Source organism: Desulfosporosinus fructosivorans, from assembly GCF_004766045.1.
GTDB lineage: Bacteria > Bacillota > Desulfitobacteriia > Desulfitobacteriales > Desulfitobacteriaceae > Desulfosporosinus > Desulfosporosinus fructosivorans.
Genome location: NZ_SPQQ01000010.1, coordinates 60,425 through 77,527 on the forward strand (window position 1 = coordinate 60,425; position 17,103 = coordinate 77,527).

At 45.3% G+C, this 17,103-nt stretch carries 22 protein-coding genes; all 22 read right to left on the reverse strand.

Going from position 1 to position 17,103, the window contains the following annotated elements:
- Positions 1–47 precede the first annotated feature (47 nt).
- A complete protein-coding gene (locus E4K67_RS22410; RefSeq protein ID WP_135550822.1) occupies positions 48–440 on the reverse strand; it encodes a hypothetical protein in 393 nt (130 codons plus the stop codon).
- Between the two features lie 87 nt (positions 441–527).
- Positions 528–1,454, reverse strand: coding sequence for a fibronectin type III domain-containing protein (locus E4K67_RS30270; RefSeq protein ID WP_199242631.1), 927 nt, complete (start codon positions 1,452–1,454; stop codon positions 528–530).
- A complete protein-coding gene (locus E4K67_RS22420) occupies positions 1,454–3,283 on the reverse strand; it encodes a phage tail tape measure protein (protein ID WP_135550824.1) in 1,830 nt (609 codons plus the stop codon). The genes E4K67_RS30270 and E4K67_RS22420 overlap by 1 nt, the downstream gene beginning before the upstream one ends.
- Positions 3,280–3,420 (reverse strand): DUF6889 family protein, encoded by a 141-nt coding sequence (locus E4K67_RS31635; RefSeq protein WP_158408551.1) that lies wholly within the window; start codon positions 3,418–3,420, stop codon positions 3,280–3,282. The genes E4K67_RS22420 and E4K67_RS31635 overlap by 4 nt, the downstream gene beginning before the upstream one ends.
- A 23-nt stretch (positions 3,421–3,443) precedes the next feature.
- Positions 3,444–3,923 carry a phage tail assembly chaperone gene (locus E4K67_RS22425; RefSeq protein ID WP_135550826.1) on the reverse strand — a complete coding sequence of 160 codons (480 nt, stop codon included), beginning with the start codon at positions 3,921–3,923 and terminating at the stop codon, positions 3,444–3,446.
- Between the two features lie 41 nt (positions 3,924–3,964).
- A complete protein-coding gene (locus tag E4K67_RS22430) occupies positions 3,965–4,402 on the reverse strand; it encodes a tail tube family protein (RefSeq protein WP_135550828.1) in 438 nt (145 codons plus the stop codon).
- A 12-nt stretch (positions 4,403–4,414) separates the two neighbouring features.
- Positions 4,415–5,524 (reverse strand): DUF3383 family protein, encoded by a 1,110-nt coding sequence (locus E4K67_RS22435; protein ID WP_135550830.1) that lies wholly within the window; start codon positions 5,522–5,524, stop codon positions 4,415–4,417.
- Positions 5,505–6,077: a phage neck terminator protein gene (locus E4K67_RS22440; RefSeq protein ID WP_135550832.1), complete on the reverse strand. Its 573-nt coding sequence runs from the start codon at positions 6,075–6,077 to the stop codon at positions 5,505–5,507. Before E4K67_RS22440 ends, E4K67_RS22435 begins: the two co-directional genes overlap by 20 nt.
- Before the next feature lie 22 nt (positions 6,078–6,099).
- The gene (locus E4K67_RS22445; RefSeq protein ID WP_135550834.1) at positions 6,100–6,468 is read right to left on the reverse strand and encodes a hypothetical protein; all 369 of its coding nucleotides are present in this window, start codon (positions 6,466–6,468) and stop codon (positions 6,100–6,102) included.
- A gap of 4 nt (positions 6,469–6,472) precedes the next feature.
- The gene (locus E4K67_RS22450) at positions 6,473–7,048 is read right to left on the reverse strand and encodes a hypothetical protein (protein WP_135550836.1); all 576 of its coding nucleotides are present in this window, start codon (positions 7,046–7,048) and stop codon (positions 6,473–6,475) included.
- Positions 7,045–7,563 (reverse strand): DUF4054 domain-containing protein, encoded by a 519-nt coding sequence (locus E4K67_RS22455; protein WP_135550838.1) that lies wholly within the window; start codon positions 7,561–7,563, stop codon positions 7,045–7,047. The genes E4K67_RS22450 and E4K67_RS22455 overlap by 4 nt, the downstream gene beginning before the upstream one ends.
- A gap of 9 nt (positions 7,564–7,572) precedes the next feature.
- The gene (locus E4K67_RS22460) at positions 7,573–7,971 is read right to left on the reverse strand and encodes a hypothetical protein (protein WP_135550840.1); all 399 of its coding nucleotides are present in this window, start codon (positions 7,969–7,971) and stop codon (positions 7,573–7,575) included.
- Between the two features lie 71 nt (positions 7,972–8,042).
- Complete coding sequence (locus tag E4K67_RS22465) at positions 8,043–9,086, reverse strand: major capsid family protein (RefSeq protein WP_158408552.1); 1,044 nt, start codon at positions 9,084–9,086, stop codon at positions 8,043–8,045.
- Between the two features lie 16 nt (positions 9,087–9,102).
- Positions 9,103–9,666 carry a structural cement protein Gp24 gene (locus tag E4K67_RS22470; RefSeq protein ID WP_135550844.1) on the reverse strand — a complete coding sequence of 188 codons (564 nt, stop codon included), beginning with the start codon at positions 9,664–9,666 and terminating at the stop codon, positions 9,103–9,105.
- A complete protein-coding gene (locus tag E4K67_RS22475; protein WP_135550846.1) occupies positions 9,651–9,830 on the reverse strand; it encodes a hypothetical protein in 180 nt (59 codons plus the stop codon). The genes E4K67_RS22470 and E4K67_RS22475 overlap by 16 nt, the downstream gene beginning before the upstream one ends.
- Before the next feature lies 1 nt (position 9,831).
- Positions 9,832–11,139 carry a DUF2213 domain-containing protein gene (locus E4K67_RS22480; RefSeq protein WP_135550848.1) on the reverse strand — a complete coding sequence of 436 codons (1,308 nt, stop codon included), beginning with the start codon at positions 11,137–11,139 and terminating at the stop codon, positions 9,832–9,834.
- An 81-nt stretch (positions 11,140–11,220) separates the two neighbouring features.
- Entirely contained in the window at positions 11,221–11,781 is a 561-nt protein-coding gene (locus E4K67_RS22485) for a hypothetical protein (protein WP_135550850.1), read from the reverse strand.
- Between the two features lie 142 nt (positions 11,782–11,923).
- Positions 11,924–12,073 carry a hypothetical protein gene (locus E4K67_RS29900; protein ID WP_158408553.1) on the reverse strand — a complete coding sequence of 50 codons (150 nt, stop codon included), beginning with the start codon at positions 12,071–12,073 and terminating at the stop codon, positions 11,924–11,926.
- Positions 12,074–12,087: 14 nt separating this feature from the next.
- Positions 12,088–12,918, reverse strand: coding sequence for a phage head morphogenesis protein (locus E4K67_RS22490; RefSeq protein WP_135550852.1), 831 nt, complete (start codon positions 12,916–12,918; stop codon positions 12,088–12,090).
- Positions 12,918–14,384 (reverse strand): phage portal protein, encoded by a 1,467-nt coding sequence (locus tag E4K67_RS22495; protein ID WP_158408554.1) that lies wholly within the window; start codon positions 14,382–14,384, stop codon positions 12,918–12,920. Before E4K67_RS22495 ends, E4K67_RS22490 begins: the two co-directional genes overlap by 1 nt.
- A 31-nt stretch (positions 14,385–14,415) precedes the next feature.
- Positions 14,416–15,738, reverse strand: a complete 1,323-nt coding sequence (locus tag E4K67_RS22500) for a hypothetical protein (protein WP_135550856.1) — start codon at positions 15,736–15,738, stop codon at positions 14,416–14,418.
- A 1-nt stretch (position 15,739) separates the two neighbouring features.
- A complete protein-coding gene (locus E4K67_RS22505; RefSeq protein WP_135550857.1) occupies positions 15,740–16,702 on the reverse strand; it encodes a terminase small subunit in 963 nt (320 codons plus the stop codon).
- Between the last annotated feature and the right edge of the window lie 401 nt (positions 16,703–17,103).

Below are 17,103 nucleotides of genomic sequence, written 5' to 3' on the forward strand. Positions count from 1 at the left end.
TTAAAAAAGGATAAAGAAAAAACACCCGAAGGTGTTTGGTGGTTTCATTAATTTACTTTTTCAAGATGTCCAAAATGAATCTCCAAGTACTGGCTATCCTGAGTTGTAATATATTTTTGTCCATAGACTGCTCCATTATCAATTATGCTGTTCTTATTTCCACTGGAGTCCTTTGATAATTTAAAATAACAACTTTTATCGTCTGAAATTATCTTATATTCACCCGCAGATATGTCTTTACCAATCCTATACTCCCCTTGCGGGATAGAACTTAAGGTACTACCATTTATATTCTGTTTTGGGGATACTGCTTGCGCTTGTGCCTTTGCTGTTCCATTACGAAAACCAACATAAGCTCCAGTCGAATAACTTATAGCAACCAACACGATAATGATTATGATTTTCCCGTATGCTTTCTTCCCCTTAATTCCATCTTCCATAAAAGCACCATCCTTGCTACTATAATAACATATATTAACAAGAGTGGTGTTATAGAATATAATTTATCAGTGTGTTAACTACCCTCACTATGCGTTAAAACTTCCAAGCATTTTATCTACATATCCCTTGAGGTTTTGCTCTATTTGATATAAAGCACTTGCGTTCGGCTCCTGTGGCACAACCTCCCCTCTATTCGTAGTATCCGTAACGTGTGGCCTTGCACTTGTCTTCACGGTCTTAACTGAGGCCACGAAGACTTCCTTCAATGAAACTGTGGCCTTTAGAGCGTTGCCTGTCGTGTAATCATCCGGCACCGCAATTGTCTCAATCAGCATGTTCTTGAATAGCCCAAATTTTGTTGACATAACATCCATCGGAATCCTTAGGCTCTGTAACTGAGTAAGCACCTGAAATGCCGTTTGCGATCGTGAGCTACCTTGCGCGAACTGACCAGGAATAATACTTGTCGCACAATCTGTCATCCCAATCAGCATCGTTAGCTCAACAGGATTTACATAAGCATGGTCTGAGATAGCGGCTCCTGTCTCCACAGGATGCTGGGTAATAGTCAATGAACGTGTATAGTTCGTCTGCAGGATGGCATCAAAAAAGTATCCTGCGATATTTGTCTTAACATAGACGAGCTGCTGGGCCAGTGCACTACCTGAAGGATCACCAGATGAATCGCTAAGAGTCGTAAACTCTGGTGAGCGCACTAAAGCACTTTCTCCTGTACCGGATGTATCGTATTTAGAATGGAGAGCACACACGTATTTCGTGCCGGGAGTTAAGCCGTCTATCATGTCAGAATAATATTGAGAATTAGGAGTGTGGATATTAAGGCGCCTAAAGACTACTGTGTTGGGATCAAAATATGACATTGTGTTGGTACCTGACAGAGGGTAGCATACGATATCTGTGTAATTCGTATCGGTTCCCGTTGAATACCATTGAAGATATACAGATGTTTGAGTTAATTTATAAAACGAAAAATCCTGAGGAGGGGTAGGCATTATCGGATCACCCCCTGGAACGTCCTAGTCATCATGGCTGTACTGGATCTGTTAACAGTTGTTGCCACTGCCTCTGGGTTAGAAGCACCATATATATGATAGGTCTGTTTCATGGATATGGGGGACAGGGATGTATTGTTTTGTGGGTAAAGATAGTTCATGGATGCTCCTACACCTGCTAATGATCCTGAATCGCTATAGCCCTTGATGCTCTGAAACAGGCCCTTAGTAATGTCACCGAACTCTTTTGGGATAGAGTTCATAAAGGCCACGAAGCCTTTCCTTAAGGAAGACCAGTCAACCGTAGATACGTCAGATGCTCCAGGTATACTATCTCTGAAAGAACTCCATGAGGGGGTAGGTCCTCCCCCAGAATCAGACGTATGGCTTGACCTTGGAGTCATAGCCTTCTTTAGTTTATCAGTCGCTTCATCCTTGGAATCCTCACCTCTAATAGCCTTACCTATTGGATTATCCAAAGCCCTTGAAAGACCCTTTCTGAATAATTCAGCACCTTTTTCTAGGCCACTGAAATCACCCGTTGTTAGCCCCTTGATTCCACCGGCAATGATTGTCACTAGCCCTGCGATCTCTTCTAGCGTTCCTGTGAAAACGTTTAATGCTGAAATAATACCGGACGTAAGAAGATCACCTAGCCCCCCTTCTCCACCAAGGGAATTAAGTAGGTCCCCAATAGCGTCTGTAAGGTCTACTACGCTGCCCCACGCCTCACCGAGAGATTCTCCAAAACTATCTAAAGCACCGCTATCTCTTAATTGCTCTCCAAGGTCCATTAACCAATTCCATGTATTTTGAATTCCATGCCAAAAGATTACGATTAAATCATTGCTATCACTTAAAAAGTTCTTAAAGGTATCAGACTTACCTATTTTCTCTAGCCAATCTCCGAATTCCTTAACGTCTACCAAAACGTCCTGTAGAAGATTCTTAAATTCACCTATGGTACCATCGTCCTCTAAGCTCTTTTTAAATCTCTCTACCCACTCCCAAAGCCTAGGAAATGCTGACTTCCCGCCGTCTTTGAAGGTATTGAAATCGTCAACTAAGAGCAGTAACGCTGTCATTCCCAAGATAAGCAACCCTAACGGATTAGTCAGCATGCTTATCATCTTAAACCCGGCAAGCACTCCTACCACAGCACCTAATGCATCCCTAATACTCCACGCTGCCTTCCCTAGTCTAACGAACCAACTGGCAACTTCGGCAACCCTCTTGGTCCATATTGGCATTGTTCTCTGGACCTCATCGTTCACCTTAGTCAGCCACCCCTTAATATCTCCCAACGGCCCAGCAAGATACTTCGTCAGATAATAACCGATCCATTGTAAAGCATACGTTCCTTCGAGCTTCAATCTCTGGAACTGGAAAGTTATATCTCGAACGCCACGCATTTGCTTATCATACTCTTCCGCAGGGACGCCCATGTCTCTGGCTTGGCGATTAAGGTCAAGGTATTTATCCATTAACTCTGTGCTTAGGTACAAATCATTCACGCTAACCCCGAGCGCATCGATCGAAGACTGGTACGCCTTGGCCGCATCCTTGGACATCCACATTTTTCGTGCAAACATTTCAGTTTGTAGATCAGCCTGAGCCAACTCTACGATAAACTTACCCAGCGCAAGATTCGCGGTTGCCACAAATGTCACGACTCCCACAGCGGCCTTGGCAAAACTCTTGACGCTTGAATTGGCAAAGCTATCAACTGAATTCTCAGCTTTCTTCATGGCGGCCTGTGCTGCATTGAGGGAGGAATTGTCTGTCTTAAATCCTAGGGATACAAGATACTCTTTAATGGTTTCTATCATTGCCTTTCCTCCCTCCCAGCTTCGTTCGCCCTCCGCTCGTTTTCGGCCTTAACCGCAAGCATCTCATGCGCATTCGCTAGATCATCTAATGTATACGTTCCATCCCAAACCTCATGTTGCTGCCACATACCAGCCATTACCGGTCCGTACAGAAAATCATCTACATTTTCGCAGTAGACAACTTCGAACCGAATAATCCCCCTAGCACTGAACCCAAGGGGCTTCCGGAGAAAAAACTTGTCACGTTAAAAATCAGAGTATGAGCAACCAATGCGAGTGTTGTTGCGGAATCTGTTTCTAGGCCGATTACGCCAAAGTTACCGTCTGGGTTCAATACCCGGGTGGCTCCCGATGGAAGAGTCTCAAAACAAACCTGTAGGCATTTGTCGTGGATGTAGTTAAAGTCTGGCTCAGTCAGGGATGTTAAGCCCGACACTACGCCGGCAATATCAATGTCTTTCAAGTTGACCTCTTCCCCTTCCTTAGTTTGGAGATTATTCAGGTCGAGTCCTTTGAGCATTGGAGCAATCAATCCTGTGACCTTGATAAGCATAAAAGAACCGGTTCGTGCGTCAAACTTACGAATAACGAACTTCCGATTCTTTATCTCAACTTCTTTGGTATCTTCATAATTTCCCATGAGCTCCTCCTTTGATCTCCAATTTTGGAGATTCTCATTGATTAAACAACGTCTCGCTGAATATCCGCGGCCATAAGGGACCATGTTAAGTTCTGCCCCTGCGCTTGGCGTGGGTTACTTGGCAGCTTGGTAAATGCTACCCCTGTGCATGTTTCGAGTTCTCTCATCCCTGGAGTTCTGATAATAATTTTCGTCTCTGCCCATTTTGAAGTGCTGGACGTTTGAAGATAGTTGTAGAGCTTGATTAACCACTGGTGGAAGGTTGATGTTTGTTGTACAGCTATAGCCACTGTTCCATTTTTCGCTTTAATCTTAGAGATCATTACTTTCCCATCAGCTGCTACGTCTTGTATTGTTTGTTCTGTCGTCATCTCTGTTGTTATTGATCCGATACCTTCTCCCGTGGCGACAAACTGACCAAAGCTCGGATGAGAAATGGCAATTGATACATCACCAAAGCTGTATGTTTCGTAAGACATTTAGGCAACCTCCTATCTATTAACATTAATCTGGATCGCCACGAACTCGATAGCTCCAGCAAGCTTGACGCACACATAAATCGGAGGAGCAATGCGGTTTGTCCTGTCCGTTTCACTTTGGCTATCAATTGACTCGGTTAAGATGAGGTAGCCCTTAGACAGCGTATCTCCTGTGTTTAGGTTTAAAATTGATGCAGCATTCCAAACTCCGGGGGATAGGAACCCTCTATTTAGTGCTGACTCGCATGGTTCCGTGATAGCTGAGATTAGAAGTGTCACACCGCCTTCATTCTGAGGTATCTTAGATATTCCAGTAAGCAAATCCATAACAGCAATCTGGATATCATTTTTGAGCATATCGAGATTAATTATCTCGTCAAAGGGCATACCATTTGCCATAATTCCTTGCTGGAATAAGTTGTAGGTGTTACCACGATTGACGTAATAGTTACCGTTCTGTTCCTTCATGAGGGTTACCTGAACTGGAGTCATATCTTCCGGTATTACACCAATTTCCTTCTTATGGGCTAATGTATAGGCCGTATTAGCTAGACCAGTATTAGCTCCCATTGCATAGCCCATAATAGACACTGCAGCATCTTGATAAGTTGAATACTGACCGATCGTGCGCATATATCCTGCGGCTTTTAGTGTGAGCATTACGTTTCCTGCTGTTCCAGCTAAAACGTCAGCATCGGCAGTCGTATAAAAGAATGCTGAATCCGGCTCAACAACTTCGATATATGGTGCAATCGCCAAAATATCAGCCTTAACCGCTCCGCATAAATAGCACGCATACCAATCTGTATTCTTAGCCCTGCATGCCGCGACCGCTTGCAGGGCTGTCTCTGATCCCGTCTTATCCCATCTCCCTATCGCGACCTTGCTGGGCTTAGGTATTTGACGAAAATACAGGTCTGCAGCCTTATACTCAGCCTCGGATACAGTGAAACCGTCGGCAATCATTCCGTCTGCGCTCGTATATAACTTAACCCTGTCAGACGCTGTAATGTGAGTACTTGAGCCAACAATAAGTCCGAGATTGAATCCCGAGCGAATAGTGGCAACTGGAGAAACGACTACGCTTATATCAACAATATCGCTAAGTGGTAGAGTCGACATCGATAGTCACTCCTTTCTCTGTTTTAATTTTGATATTTACTCCATGGAGCGTTGGGATGGTTTCCTGTCGACGTACTTTCTCGTAAAACATGGCCGAAAAGTCCGAACGCTCCCACCATTGTCCACTGAATAAATCAGGGCAACGTATCGGGACTGGGACATCAATCACGAGATGTAAGTTAGAAGCCCGAAGGATATCGCCTGCACTGAACAGCCCATTACGAATTGCCTCTATGTTGTCAAAACTGTTTGGTCCATAAGCAATCCATGAAACTTGACGTGGGAGAGTGTAGGAGGTTATTTTGTTGGCCTCAGTCTGGCTGTTTAAAGAGTACTCAACGTCACGTTGCTTGGAATAGGAGTTAGCAATAGACACAACCCTCAAAAATACTACATCCTCAGTTATCTTCCATCCCGGAGCGCCGCCAGTAGGCCAAGCTATACGGACCTTACCGTTATTTGCCGGACTGACAGGGTTAAGGCCTAGGAGTGTGCAAGTAAGTTTCCTGAATATATCTTCTAGTTTTTTAAGAGTTAATATTGTATCGGCCATTACGCACACTCCTATCTACTGCTTAAGTCCCGCCCATTGAGGTACCGACCATTCGATAGTAACCAAAATCAGACCAATCCTTACCCTGAAATAGCCTATATCGTTGTCCGTGCCACTCAATCTCGTCCGATGTTCCCTTGCCTTCGACATCATCGTGTGTAACGTACAGCGGTAAAGTGCTGTGAAATACCACGATTTGAGAGACCCGATCACCCTCGGGTACCTGCATGATATCTTCAGTTCCCGCCGCCGTTACCACTCCCGACATGGGGATCGGGTTCTCCGTCTGAACGAAGCGTCCTTCAACCCAGTCCCCAGCTTTGCGCCAGACTATGAAGGGTTTTGGCTGAGCTAGGTTTCGACTATTAACAACTCTTCCGACGTTGATCATGCTATCACTTCTCCCGAATTACATAGGTTACGGCCTTACGTAGCTGATCAGTGTCAATCATAGGTCTTGTCATTCCCTCGAGCCCAGTAATATCTGATAAACTTCCACCCTCGTCAACATACCTTACTGCGGCCTGTGCGATAGAAGAATTATCTTTCCTGAGCTTTGCCAGAACAGTTCCTGGAGTATTAGGAGGCCATCCGTTCTTAGAATTCGTAAACCAATCTCGAACAACGTTTTGTCCCTGCAAGCCCGCTCTAGCCAAGAATCTAGACACCGCTTCGGAATCTTCGTCAAGTGCAGACTCGGCTGCTTTTCTCAATTCCACTGCGATCATTTCTCTATTTTCAGGATCTTCAATTGCTGGCTCAACGAACGGCCTTGGTGGAATCTTATTAAGTGGGGATCCTTTGGTGTGAATGAAGGCAAGCTCAGCATTCGTAACCTTGCCGCCTTCACGACTGGATTCTTCCTCGGGAATGCCTACAAGGACGTCGATCTTGGAGAGTGATCTAAGACTGTCTAAGATACCATTTAGGCCATCTCCAGCGGAGCTGACACCTGCGTTTCCGTTGATCATTTTACATACATCCCACCCATGCCAACCATCTTACCAATCGTAGCAAATTGCTGTCCATAGCTAGTAAGGTTGAACGCTGCCCAGCTGCTCAGTGATGCCGCAATAGTGGTGTAATCCATACTCACGGATACATCACCGACTGACTCCGAAGTAACAAGTCCCTGCGCCCTCCCAGCTTCGATAACTTGCCCGGCTGTGCTTCCCGGGCTTGCGGTACCTTGTAACCAAATCGTTGCAAAATGGGCCATAAAGAAGCCCATGCATAATGCCCAGTAACTTCGGTAGCGAGTCTGCTTGACGCAAGCTGTGGCAAGGTTGATATACATTTGTAGAATGATCTCCGGGATAATGTCGTTACCATCAGCACCCTGCCCGAATTGAGGATACATAGCAAGAAAATCACTCAGTACGTAACTAGGATTTGTTCCGGATAAAACATTAGACGCGATGGCCGTCAATTGATCGACCCTCGAGTCTACATTTTGCCCGTATGGGCTGATATTTCCATACAGCATGGCTTACACCTACTTTGTAGTTTTGCTTAGCTTGGAAGTCTTGGCCTTGGCGTCATGATCTGGGTTTAGATCTGCGTCAGAGTTAGCGTCAGCGTCAGAGTCTGGATCACTAGCCTCACTACCATTCAATACAGACATCATATCCCGTTTTTCTTCCAGCGCTGCAACCTCTGCCTTAAGCGCCGCTAACTTTTCTTGCTCCTTAAGGACAGCTTCTGATTCCCCTGGAGAGGTAAACGATTTCACTGAACCATCGATAGTGGCTAGTTTAAAGTAATCCGTTTCAGCTGCCCAATCAGGTAATTCACAGAAGCCTATGTTCGTCCTGACGGTCTTCAGGTTCCCTTTGGCATCCTTCTCGCCTCGGTCGAAGGCTAGGACCTTATTTGCTAGAACTTTAATTGTCATGATTGTAATCCTCCTTAAAGTAATAAATACACAACAACAATTTAAGTTGTTGTGTATCATCATGAAATCGCTTAGATACCGTCTGTATAAGCCGCACACGTATAGAACAAGAACTTAACTTGTGAGAACTGTGAAGCGAAGATCGTTTCATAGCTCCCACTGGTGGTATTCGGAGCCGTCATTACGCGGGAGAGAGGAACTGGCAAGTCGATATTAACCTTACTTTCCTCTTTAACATACGCCATCATACGTTGTGTACCGCCTACGCCTGCACCGGTGCACCATTGCAACGGAAAGATCTCTAGCGGTCTACCTTGCTTCGTTGCGATGTTATTCTCCAGCAGATAGCTCAGGATAGACTGCGTACCAGCGATCGTAACAGGAGTATTGGCTATATAGCCATAATTAGACCAATCAATTAGGATACGACTTGCCATACCGGAGAGATCGTACCCAGAGGCGATGACCGTATTGGTAAGCAGCTGATTAATGTCATTCATGATCTCGGTCGGGGTCTTATTGACCCATAAGCGTGAAGCAGACGCTCCCAGTGCTGCATTTGCAGCTACGATTAAAGGATTGTTAATTAATCCATACGTTCCAGTCTTTGAGATACCAACGTAGACATTACGGTCAATCATCTTGCTGTGCTGGAGACGGATACCAGTATCGAGGATTGTGGATAGGCTTTTACCAATTTGCTGAAGTTTCAGCTCGTCGAAGAGTGGCACGCGTAAGATCTCAGAGAACGTGTGGACCTTGAATACGTCCTTGGAGATATTAGCTTGGGATACTGGGATGTTATTTGTCTCGCTACCGATAATAGAGTCCTCATCGGATCCAGAAGTAGCATAATCGACAAAGACGTTTGAGGTGATCGATGTCCATCCACCACCTGGCTTCATGTCGATGTCGCGAGGTGCTGTTAATGAGGTCATTGGCTCAAGTAGACGAGGGTCTTGTTTTTCGAGTTCTCCAGCCAAGAACACTAAGCCAGTGCTCGTTCCGCCTGCGTCCATACCAGGTCCATAAATCGCACCGGGTGATTGTGGCATAATCCCACGTTGACCAGATAACATGACGGCATCCATGGCCTTTTTGTAAGCTGTTTCCATGTATATCATTCCCTCCTTACGCGTTTGCTTGGGTAAGCAATACAATTTCGGCAATTCCTGATGGGTCCATTTTTCCGTTTACCCATCGAGCATTAGTAACTTGGACAGCTGTTCCACCGTCTGGGGTTGCTGTTGCCACGAGATCTCCAACAGCAGCAGCGGTACCTTCAACCGTCACGATATACACTAGGCCATTAGCCGTTGGAGTACCTTCCTTGCAGAACACAGTCGTTGTGCCAGTCTGCAGGACATCGCAAGGAGAGTTTGGTTCGAACTGCCCACCGCTAACATTAGAACCATAGCTATAGGTCATAGATTGCTTGACCTCGGATACTGCGATACCTGCGAAGTTCGCAAAGGTTGCAGCTGATACGCCGGATCCGGTAGCACCAAAGAGAGAGTAGGTGTTATCAGGATTCGTCACGACAGTGGCACCAAATGGGATTACGGGCTGAGTTTCATTGCCGCTACCATCAAGGATTGACTTTACCTGACGTGCATTAATTTTATTGATGCCATTGCGGGATACCTTGCCCGCATAACCTAAGCTAAGATTTTTACCAATTACTGATCCTGGCATTGAAAACCCTCCTTCATTTTGTCGCCAGCTTCATTCCATTTCGAGGAAGCTTGCTGGCTTTCTTCGCTTACCCCACGTTCTTTCTTAAGCTTTTCATATTCATCAGAATAGAACGCCGTTGTTCTGATTTCAGGCATTGACGTTTCCACGGATTCGGGGGGCATATTATTTACCCCCTCTCATTTTTTCGCCTGCGGCAGACCAATTCTTGCAGGCCTCCTCGGATTGTTCGGCGACTGGTTTTCTCTGTACGTTAAAGGCGTCCATGGCCGCTTTCTTGTTCGCGGCCGTTGCTAGCAAGATGTCACCGTAACCATTATCCGCACGAGATGAGCGTGCATCGTGGACGGTAGAGGCGAACTTCTTAGCAGTTTCAAGCCGAACCTTCTCATCAGGAATCGCCATGATGATCGGCTTCATGTCTGCTACGAATTTACGAAGACCTGCGTCGGCAGCTGGTTTTTTCTCGGGATCAGGATCAGCGTCTTTGGCTGGCTCTTTCTTGTCGTCCTCTTCGGGGTCAGCATCTTTAGCTTCCTTGTCAAGGTCTTCTTCGATTGCATCCATAACCGCTTCGGCGTCTTCCTTGCTATCGCCAGCTTTACCCTTCTTGAGCTCAGCCACTTCATCTTCCAAGGCCTTGATCTTGTCGGCGAGCTTTTTGAACTCAGCATTTTCCTGCGCTTGGTTGTCAGGAGCAGGATCGGCGTCTTTGGCTGGCTCTTTCTTCTCAGGCTCAGCATCCTTGGCTGGCTCCTTCTTTTCATCTTCCTCGCTCATTGCATCCATTGCCTTCGCGATATCCTCTGGCTCCGCATCGGCGGCGTAGTGCTTGAATCCAAGGGCTGTTAAAAACTGTTTAGACATTTTACCCATCTTCTTTTTCCCTCCCGTATTTGGTTTTGAATCCGTGTTCGGTAGCGGATTATTCGGTGCCAGATCATCGGTCAGCGCAGAATCCATGATCGCGATCTTAGGTCCCGCTCTTCCCGCAGAGACTACTGCAACATGATTTCCGATGATCTCGCGTTGCTCATACACTCCTTCACTGACTTTATGCCAACTGCAGTCGTAACCACTTGATACCTCGCGCTTAAGCTTGTTCTGGATCTCAGATATCAAACCAGCGTCATTGACGTGTAGGTCGGCAATTAAAAAATCGCCATCACGGCGAATGTTTTGAGTATGACCTCGTTCGATCATAGATACTGTATTAACGTCGAGGTTTGCAGTCGGGTGCGTGTTTGTGACTGGTTTTCCCTCGAAGCTCGCTATGGTCGCTACGCTGAATAACTCTTCCGGTCTTCGATAAACCTTGAAGATATCACCAGATGGCTCATTGAAGGCCGCAGGCAGTTCTCTCCCAAGGTATTCCATGTATCCGGTGCGTCCAATTGGAACGTTCTCGCATACTAGGTAACCCTCGGGTGTCACTCTCATGTTTTCTGATATCTTATCGCCGTAATAATTCACGGATACACCTCCTTTGCGGCGATGGTAATTAGGCTTGGCTTAGGATCCTACTTAGGATCCTACTTAAGACCTATCTTCGACTTACGAGTTGTCTTCCTCAAATTCAACAGCATACGTAATCGTCCCACCAGCGGGTACCGCTTGACCGTTTAGGTTAATCGCTAACGCTTGAGTAGCGCCACGCAGGATAAGGGCTTTGTCGTTGCGAGTTGCAAAATCAAAGGTAACTGAACCACCAGCTCCAGCAAGACCTAAGTTAAGTTTTTTGGTTGCGATAACCACCCCTGCTCCTAACGCTGTAGCATTTGCTGAGTACTGGGCTAAGGCAGCAGTTGCGGCAGCATCGCTTGAATCGAACTTGCCTGGTACCGGGGCTGATGCTGTTCCAGCTGTATTAACTGCGGTACGCTTTACAATTGATACGTCCATGCTACCGGCTGTCGTTGCCTGACCGCTTACTGTTACGCTTTTAACACGAACCGTTTTGGTTGCTGATCCGCTGATGGTAAGAAGGTCTGTTGGAGTCGCTGCTGGTGTAATCGCGACTGCAGCATAGCCATAAGTCGATTGCAATCCCTCGACATTCGTTACTTTCAGATTGCCGCTTGCGTCATAATTACCCATGTTTAAATCTCTTGACATTTAATTACCTCCCTATGTTTTAGTTTATAAGCAAGAGTGGTTTACGTGGGTGATCTCGTTTGTGATAGTGGCAGAGAAATCACCGCCTTTCGGATTTTGGCATAAGAAAAACACCTCGTTATGAGGTGCTCAGTTGTTACGTTTAGATTGGGTATACCTTACTTACGCCTAGTTCTAGTAGTTTACCAACGTGAACTTCGCAAGTATGGGTTTCCATGTCACTAGATTGACCTTCACTTAATATCCCGAATTCAGCCTTACTTGTACATCCGATTACGCAACATTCTGGCACAATTAATCCCTCCACTACGCTATTCGCTCGAACTGTATCCTCGTCATCATCGTTATCGACCCGCCTCTGTACACCTTCACGGGCCACTTAATATAATCAAGATTAACCACTGGCTCAGGGTAACAACGACAATTCGGCGCTTCACCTGCGTGATATTTACCAAGGGTTGATTTAACGCTGATTAAGGCTTCAGGTGCAGGTGGATCGCTCCAGAATACTATCACACCATCCATATGACGATGACTTTTTCTGACCCTGCCATCCTCTGAAGTTCTCCAAGTGTATGCCGGAATATTAATGCTTTCAGACCTTGACCTCGTCAATGCTGTTGATGTCTTACTAACCTCACTCCTAGCAATTAACGCCGCCTTATTTCTTGTTATACTAGGGAACTTCGCCCGTATGTCATCGGCTATATCCTCAGATCTTCGGCCATTGATCGCCTCATCGCTGATATAGTTTGTCACCTGTCGAGCGATGTCCAGTGGCATTGACTTAATGATCTCAGCGTTACGATTAATCTGAAACGCGACTGATGAGCCGACAGGACCTTGTAGCTCTTTCCTGAGCGCATCGTAAATCACGCGACCGTTTGAGTTCTCACGAGCCGCCATTCGCCATGTTGTGGCACTGGTCTTAAGGAGCGTAGTAACGAGTGATTCCGCAGTTTTCTCTGCATAATGATGAAATACCATGTTTTTGAGCCATGATCTGATTACGGTTGTGATCTCGAAGGGATCCGTTAGACCTTCGATGGATTCCAGCATACTCTCTCCAACCTTGGACAGTGAGCGCTGGAGTTGATGCTCAATGCGTCGTTTGGGTTCCCATTGGTTGTTGTCCATTAGACATCACTTCCGCCAGTCTCGAAGTCACCAAAATTCCCACCGTCGGGAATCGGCATATCCCCCATACCAAACGACTCATCAGCCTTCTCGATATCCTCATCAGTAATCGAAGTAAACATATTCGTCGTATACGACAGCTCGTGCAGCTCAGTCATTGCCATTCTCTGATTAATGATGCCATCGTTATACGTCTTGGATATAGACTCAACCTTCTTGCCGACAATCTCAGCAACCTTGTCCTCTGTCGGCGTATCAATTGGATTAAACTTCGTGCCCAGGTCATCTGGTATATAACCAAACTCAGACATAAACATAACGGGCAAGAGTTTATTTAAGTGAGGTTTCAACTTTGTTATCTGCTGCTGGCCGACCATATCGCGATAGTTCTGCATATCTGACTCACCAGTTGCATTCATACCCGCCGGTGACCTACCGAATAACCTAGTCATGGGTATGTCAGCTGATCCAGATACGTCTAACATCTGAGTTTCCGAGATATCCGAAAGACCAGCGAAGGTGTAGTTAAGAGCCGTTAACTTCTCATCCTTTCCAATGATCATCATGCCGTTGTTTGACCTCATCTGATTCTGAGCAGATTTAACGTTGTAAAAATTCGCCTGTATCTCTGGATCAGTGGCCGCGAGCATTTGATCCATACCGTCAACCTGATCAACGAGTAGATTGGCCTGAAACACCAAGGAAGCGATATTCCACGAGGTGGAGTCTCGCTTGACTAACTCCTCGTAAACATGCTCCATGATCGAAGCCCCCCAACCTATCTCCGTGACTTCCTCATAGAAAGGGAGCTTCTTCCCGGTAAACCTCAGTACTCTGGAGTGATGGACCTTTGAGATAAATCTTCCCGAGGAGTTGTCCTTGACCTCGTAGTACTTCGGCATTCCCATCTCTGGGTCTCTGTGATCTGTGATTAGCTCTAGCGATGGATAAATTCCGGACCATCGATCAACGACCATTAACCCACAAAACGAGTTCGGAAGGATGTCATCGTACTCAAGTGGTTCATCGAGCTTATCCTCATGGCCGTCAATGATCATAATAGCACCGGCACCACCATACAGGCGACCCCAATATAATCCCTCAAGGAGCTTCTCTTTAACGAGCGTGCGCTCCTCTAGCTTAACGATGCGGTCCGTCTCTTCCGGCTTAAGTTCAGCCGTGATCGACCAACCATTCTTCATCATATCCTCAGGAATAACGTTGACGATCTTGTTACAGATCCATGAATTACGATACAACGAGTTCATGAGCATGTAGTTTCGCGTTAATCGTGTGAGGGGATACGTAGCTGCTGAAATAATATTCTCCGATGCGCTACCAAGTCGGGCGAGTGGATTATTGAAAGCGTCGAAGACTGATCCGCGCTGTTTGGTTTGTGGTGGGGTGGATGTATGGGAGTCCTGCACAGCACGGTTTCCTCGGTTTTTTCTGCTTCGTTTACTCAATTCATCACCCCCTAAAATAACGGACTAGTTTTTATGCTTTAAAATACTTAACTATTGTCTTAGCCCAGTACCTCAACGCGTCAAGGCAGTGGTCATTTTCCTTAACCGGCTCCTCTACGCCTCTCTCGGCCGACTTTGCATTCCAAATGTAAGCCGGGAATTCTTTAAGTAAATTAGGGCATCTAGTCTTATTTACAAGTAACTTCACAACGTGTAGTAATGTTGATACAAGGCGAATACCATTCAGAACTTCGTTGTCCGCGTTTATGAGTTCATCTGCCTCGCGAGCCTTAAGCGAGCGTTTTCTTAGCTCTGCCTTAAAGCTAGCTGCGCTTGGATCGATGATGATTCCTGAATATCTCCCGTCCCCGATAAACACCTTTAAGTCATCTGCATATTCTGCATCTGTTTTCTGCTTGTTGTGTTTTTTGGAGTCATAATAAAACTCATCGGCAACATAATACCGAGTTACTCGTTCAATGGTCTGCTCGATGATCTCAAGACAAGCGAAGGGATTGATTGTACCATAGTCGATCGTATACCAACGTGTATAATACAAGCTTAAGTTTGGTCCACCGCTGCCATCTTCGCGCCACTCTATGCCATCTTCATACTGATTATCAATACAAAAACCTGAGTAGATAACGCCTTCTGCGTTTTTCCTCAGGCCTAGAATATCTCTTTGGTACCAGACTGATTTCTTGTCATAACTTATTAACGCTTTTCTTATCTTCTCATCCGAGAGACTAAGGTTATCCGCTATGGTAAAGTGCTCATAATTTAGACCATAATTTTTAATCTTAAGATTGTTATCTTGATGCACATTAAGTATTTCTGTGTAAAACCAATGCAATTCAGCCTTGGGATTAAGGTCAAACAGGATCTTACGCCTACTACTCGATAGCGTGCGGTCAAATATTTCTTTCACGAAGGGTTGAGCGCACTCATTAACCTCCGAGATATAAACACTGCCAAGGGTTAAACCTTTAACAAATCTCTCGTCTCCATTTTTGCCGCCACCAGAGATAAGGATTACTTTCTCTCCCAAAGGGGTTTGTACTATAACTGCATCTTTGTCCTGGTATTTACCTTGTCTGCAGCGCCCCTTGAAGTAACTCAGGACACCAAAACCATCGCTGTCAATAATGTTAAGCTTAGCAGTCGCCACAGATACACCAGCGGCCAAATGGAGCTTGTCTGGATGATTATCTATAATCGTGCACCAAGCTATTATGTTAATTATGTTTTTGGATGCGCGCTTGCCGCCTTCAGCTACTGATAGCCAGTATTCATCCCGCAGGCAGTTTCTTATATAATCTGATTGCTTCTGGTTGAATGGTGCGTATTCACTCATCTTACTCAAGGTCCTTTATGCTGCGATTTGGTGCAGGATTATTAAGTAACTGGGCGAGAGTTTGGATTTTTTGGACGCTTTCGTCGATACCGCCACCTGTGGCCTTAAGTTTTTCTGACTCGAACTTGGCCTGGTCGAGTTTGAGTTTTTCTTCCTCAATGCGGCGTTTGTGGTGATCCGGCAAGAGGTCTGTGTAGAGCTCGAGTTTCTCTAGGGCCTTCATTTTGTCGTGAAGTTTAACTGAGATGCCGGAGCGTCCCTCCTTAACTTCACTGATAAGAGCGCCATCAACATCCTCGTGATTTTTTAGATTAATATAGTTGACTGGCTCCTTTAGATACTCTCCGTTATCACCCTTAACTTTCGACCCTTCTCGGTACACGAACTGCTCAGCTTGTCCAAACTCTACAAAATCAGTTACGTCCGCAAAGGCTATGTCTATATACCTTTGAAGGACATCTCCCTTCTCCAGCATTACTCCTCTAAGCTTATTCTGTTTAAGTCTTTGTATTTCTTTTTTAATTCTTGGATTTTCTAGGAGAGTGTAAACATCGGACAATGAATAACTTTTACTATATCCAGCTTTAAGAGCCGCCTTACTTGCGTTGAAGTACTTGACGTAGTAAATACAAAAAAACCTTTGTATTTCGCTTAATCCAGAATCATCGCCCTTATTTATTCCCCTATTATTTACAATGACTTTAATCTTAGGTTCACGCTTCTTAACGTTGCCCTTGGGTGCAACGTTCTTCTTCTTCGTTGCACGTTGCATCGTGCGTTGCGTTGCATCATGCGTCGCGTTGCGCGTTGCATTTTCGCGTGATCCGGCATCACGAAGACCTTGCCACTTTTCTCTATTTTTCCGACTCCGCATGGTGCTTTCACTTACTCCATGTTTGACGGCCAATTCCTTAAGTGATATTTCGGTGGATTCATATTCTTTGCGTAGTTTGATCCAATCCATTGCTACATGTCACCACCTCCGTTCAGATAATTTCATTAAAACAAATGGAATATTTTAATTGGAAAGATATAATATTTAAAGAGGGAATGACTAAAGGCAACTCTACATTGAGGAGTTGTCCGATATGACACGATTAAAATCTTTATTTAATCCTAAGACTCAACTTATCTTATTTATACTAGTTCGAGAGATTTCAAACAATTGCCATGTGCTAATCTACCTCATAGACCACCTGTTTGGGATATTCGTCTAACAAATTGTTTTATCAATAAGCCTTTAGTGATTGCCCTCCGAGAATAGAAAAAAACTATTCTCGGAGGGCAAATCAAACGGAAATAATAATTTTACTCTGAAACAGCTTCGAAATTAAGTCTAAGCTGTTTAATTTTGTCTTTTCGTCT

What these genes read in the sequence shown, in the direction of transcription:
- E4K67_RS22445 (WP_135550834.1), bottom strand. Translation starts at nt 6,468, where the DNA reads ATGATCAACGTCGGAAGAGTTGTTAATAGTCGAAACCTAGCTCAGCCA.
- E4K67_RS22485 (WP_135550850.1), bottom strand. Translation starts at nt 11,781, where the DNA reads ATGTCAAGAGATTTAAACATGGGTAATTATGACGCAAGCGGCAATCTG.
- E4K67_RS30270 (WP_199242631.1), bottom strand. Translation starts at nt 1,454, where the DNA reads ATGCCTACCCCTCCTCAGGATTTTTCGTTTTATAAATTAACTCAAACA.
- E4K67_RS22430 (WP_135550828.1), bottom strand. Translation starts at nt 4,402, where the DNA reads ATGTCTTACGAAACATACAGCTTTGGTGATGTATCAATTGCCATTTCT.
- E4K67_RS22450 (WP_135550836.1), bottom strand. Translation starts at nt 7,048, where the DNA reads ATGATCAACGGAAACGCAGGTGTCAGCTCCGCTGGAGATGGCCTAAAT.
- E4K67_RS22425 (WP_135550826.1), bottom strand. Translation starts at nt 3,923, where the DNA reads ATGGGAAATTATGAAGATACCAAAGAAGTTGAGATAAAGAATCGGAAG.
- E4K67_RS22470 (WP_135550844.1), bottom strand. Translation starts at nt 9,666, where the DNA reads ATGCCAGGATCAGTAATTGGTAAAAATCTTAGCTTAGGTTATGCGGGC.
- E4K67_RS22465 (WP_158408552.1), bottom strand. Translation starts at nt 9,086, where the DNA reads ATGGAAACAGCTTACAAAAAGGCCATGGATGCCGTCATGTTATCTGGT.
- E4K67_RS22440 (WP_135550832.1), bottom strand. Translation starts at nt 6,077, where the DNA reads ATGGCCGATACAATATTAACTCTTAAAAAACTAGAAGATATATTCAGG.
- E4K67_RS22505 (WP_135550857.1), bottom strand. Translation starts at nt 16,702, where the DNA reads ATGGATTGGATCAAACTACGCAAAGAATATGAATCCACCGAAATATCA.
- E4K67_RS22500 (WP_135550856.1), bottom strand. Translation starts at nt 15,738, where the DNA reads ATGAGTGAATACGCACCATTCAACCAGAAGCAATCAGATTATATAAGA.
- E4K67_RS22420 (WP_135550824.1), bottom strand. Translation starts at nt 3,283, where the DNA reads ATGATAGAAACCATTAAAGAGTATCTTGTATCCCTAGGATTTAAGACA.
- E4K67_RS22410 (WP_135550822.1), bottom strand. Translation starts at nt 440, where the DNA reads ATGGAAGATGGAATTAAGGGGAAGAAAGCATACGGGAAAATCATAATC.
- E4K67_RS22475 (WP_135550846.1), bottom strand. Translation starts at nt 9,830, where the DNA reads ATGCCCCCCGAATCCGTGGAAACGTCAATGCCTGAAATCAGAACAACG.
- E4K67_RS22435 (WP_135550830.1), bottom strand. Translation starts at nt 5,524, where the DNA reads ATGTCGACTCTACCACTTAGCGATATTGTTGATATAAGCGTAGTCGTT.
- E4K67_RS22460 (WP_135550840.1), bottom strand. Translation starts at nt 7,971, where the DNA reads ATGACAATTAAAGTTCTAGCAAATAAGGTCCTAGCCTTCGACCGAGGC.
- E4K67_RS22490 (WP_135550852.1), bottom strand. Translation starts at nt 12,918, where the DNA reads ATGGACAACAACCAATGGGAACCCAAACGACGCATTGAGCATCAACTC.
- E4K67_RS31635 (WP_158408551.1), bottom strand. Translation starts at nt 3,420, where the DNA reads ATGGCTGGTATGTGGCAGCAACATGAGGTTTGGGATGGAACGTATACA.
- E4K67_RS22455 (WP_135550838.1), bottom strand. Translation starts at nt 7,563, where the DNA reads ATGCTGTATGGAAATATCAGCCCATACGGGCAAAATGTAGACTCGAGG.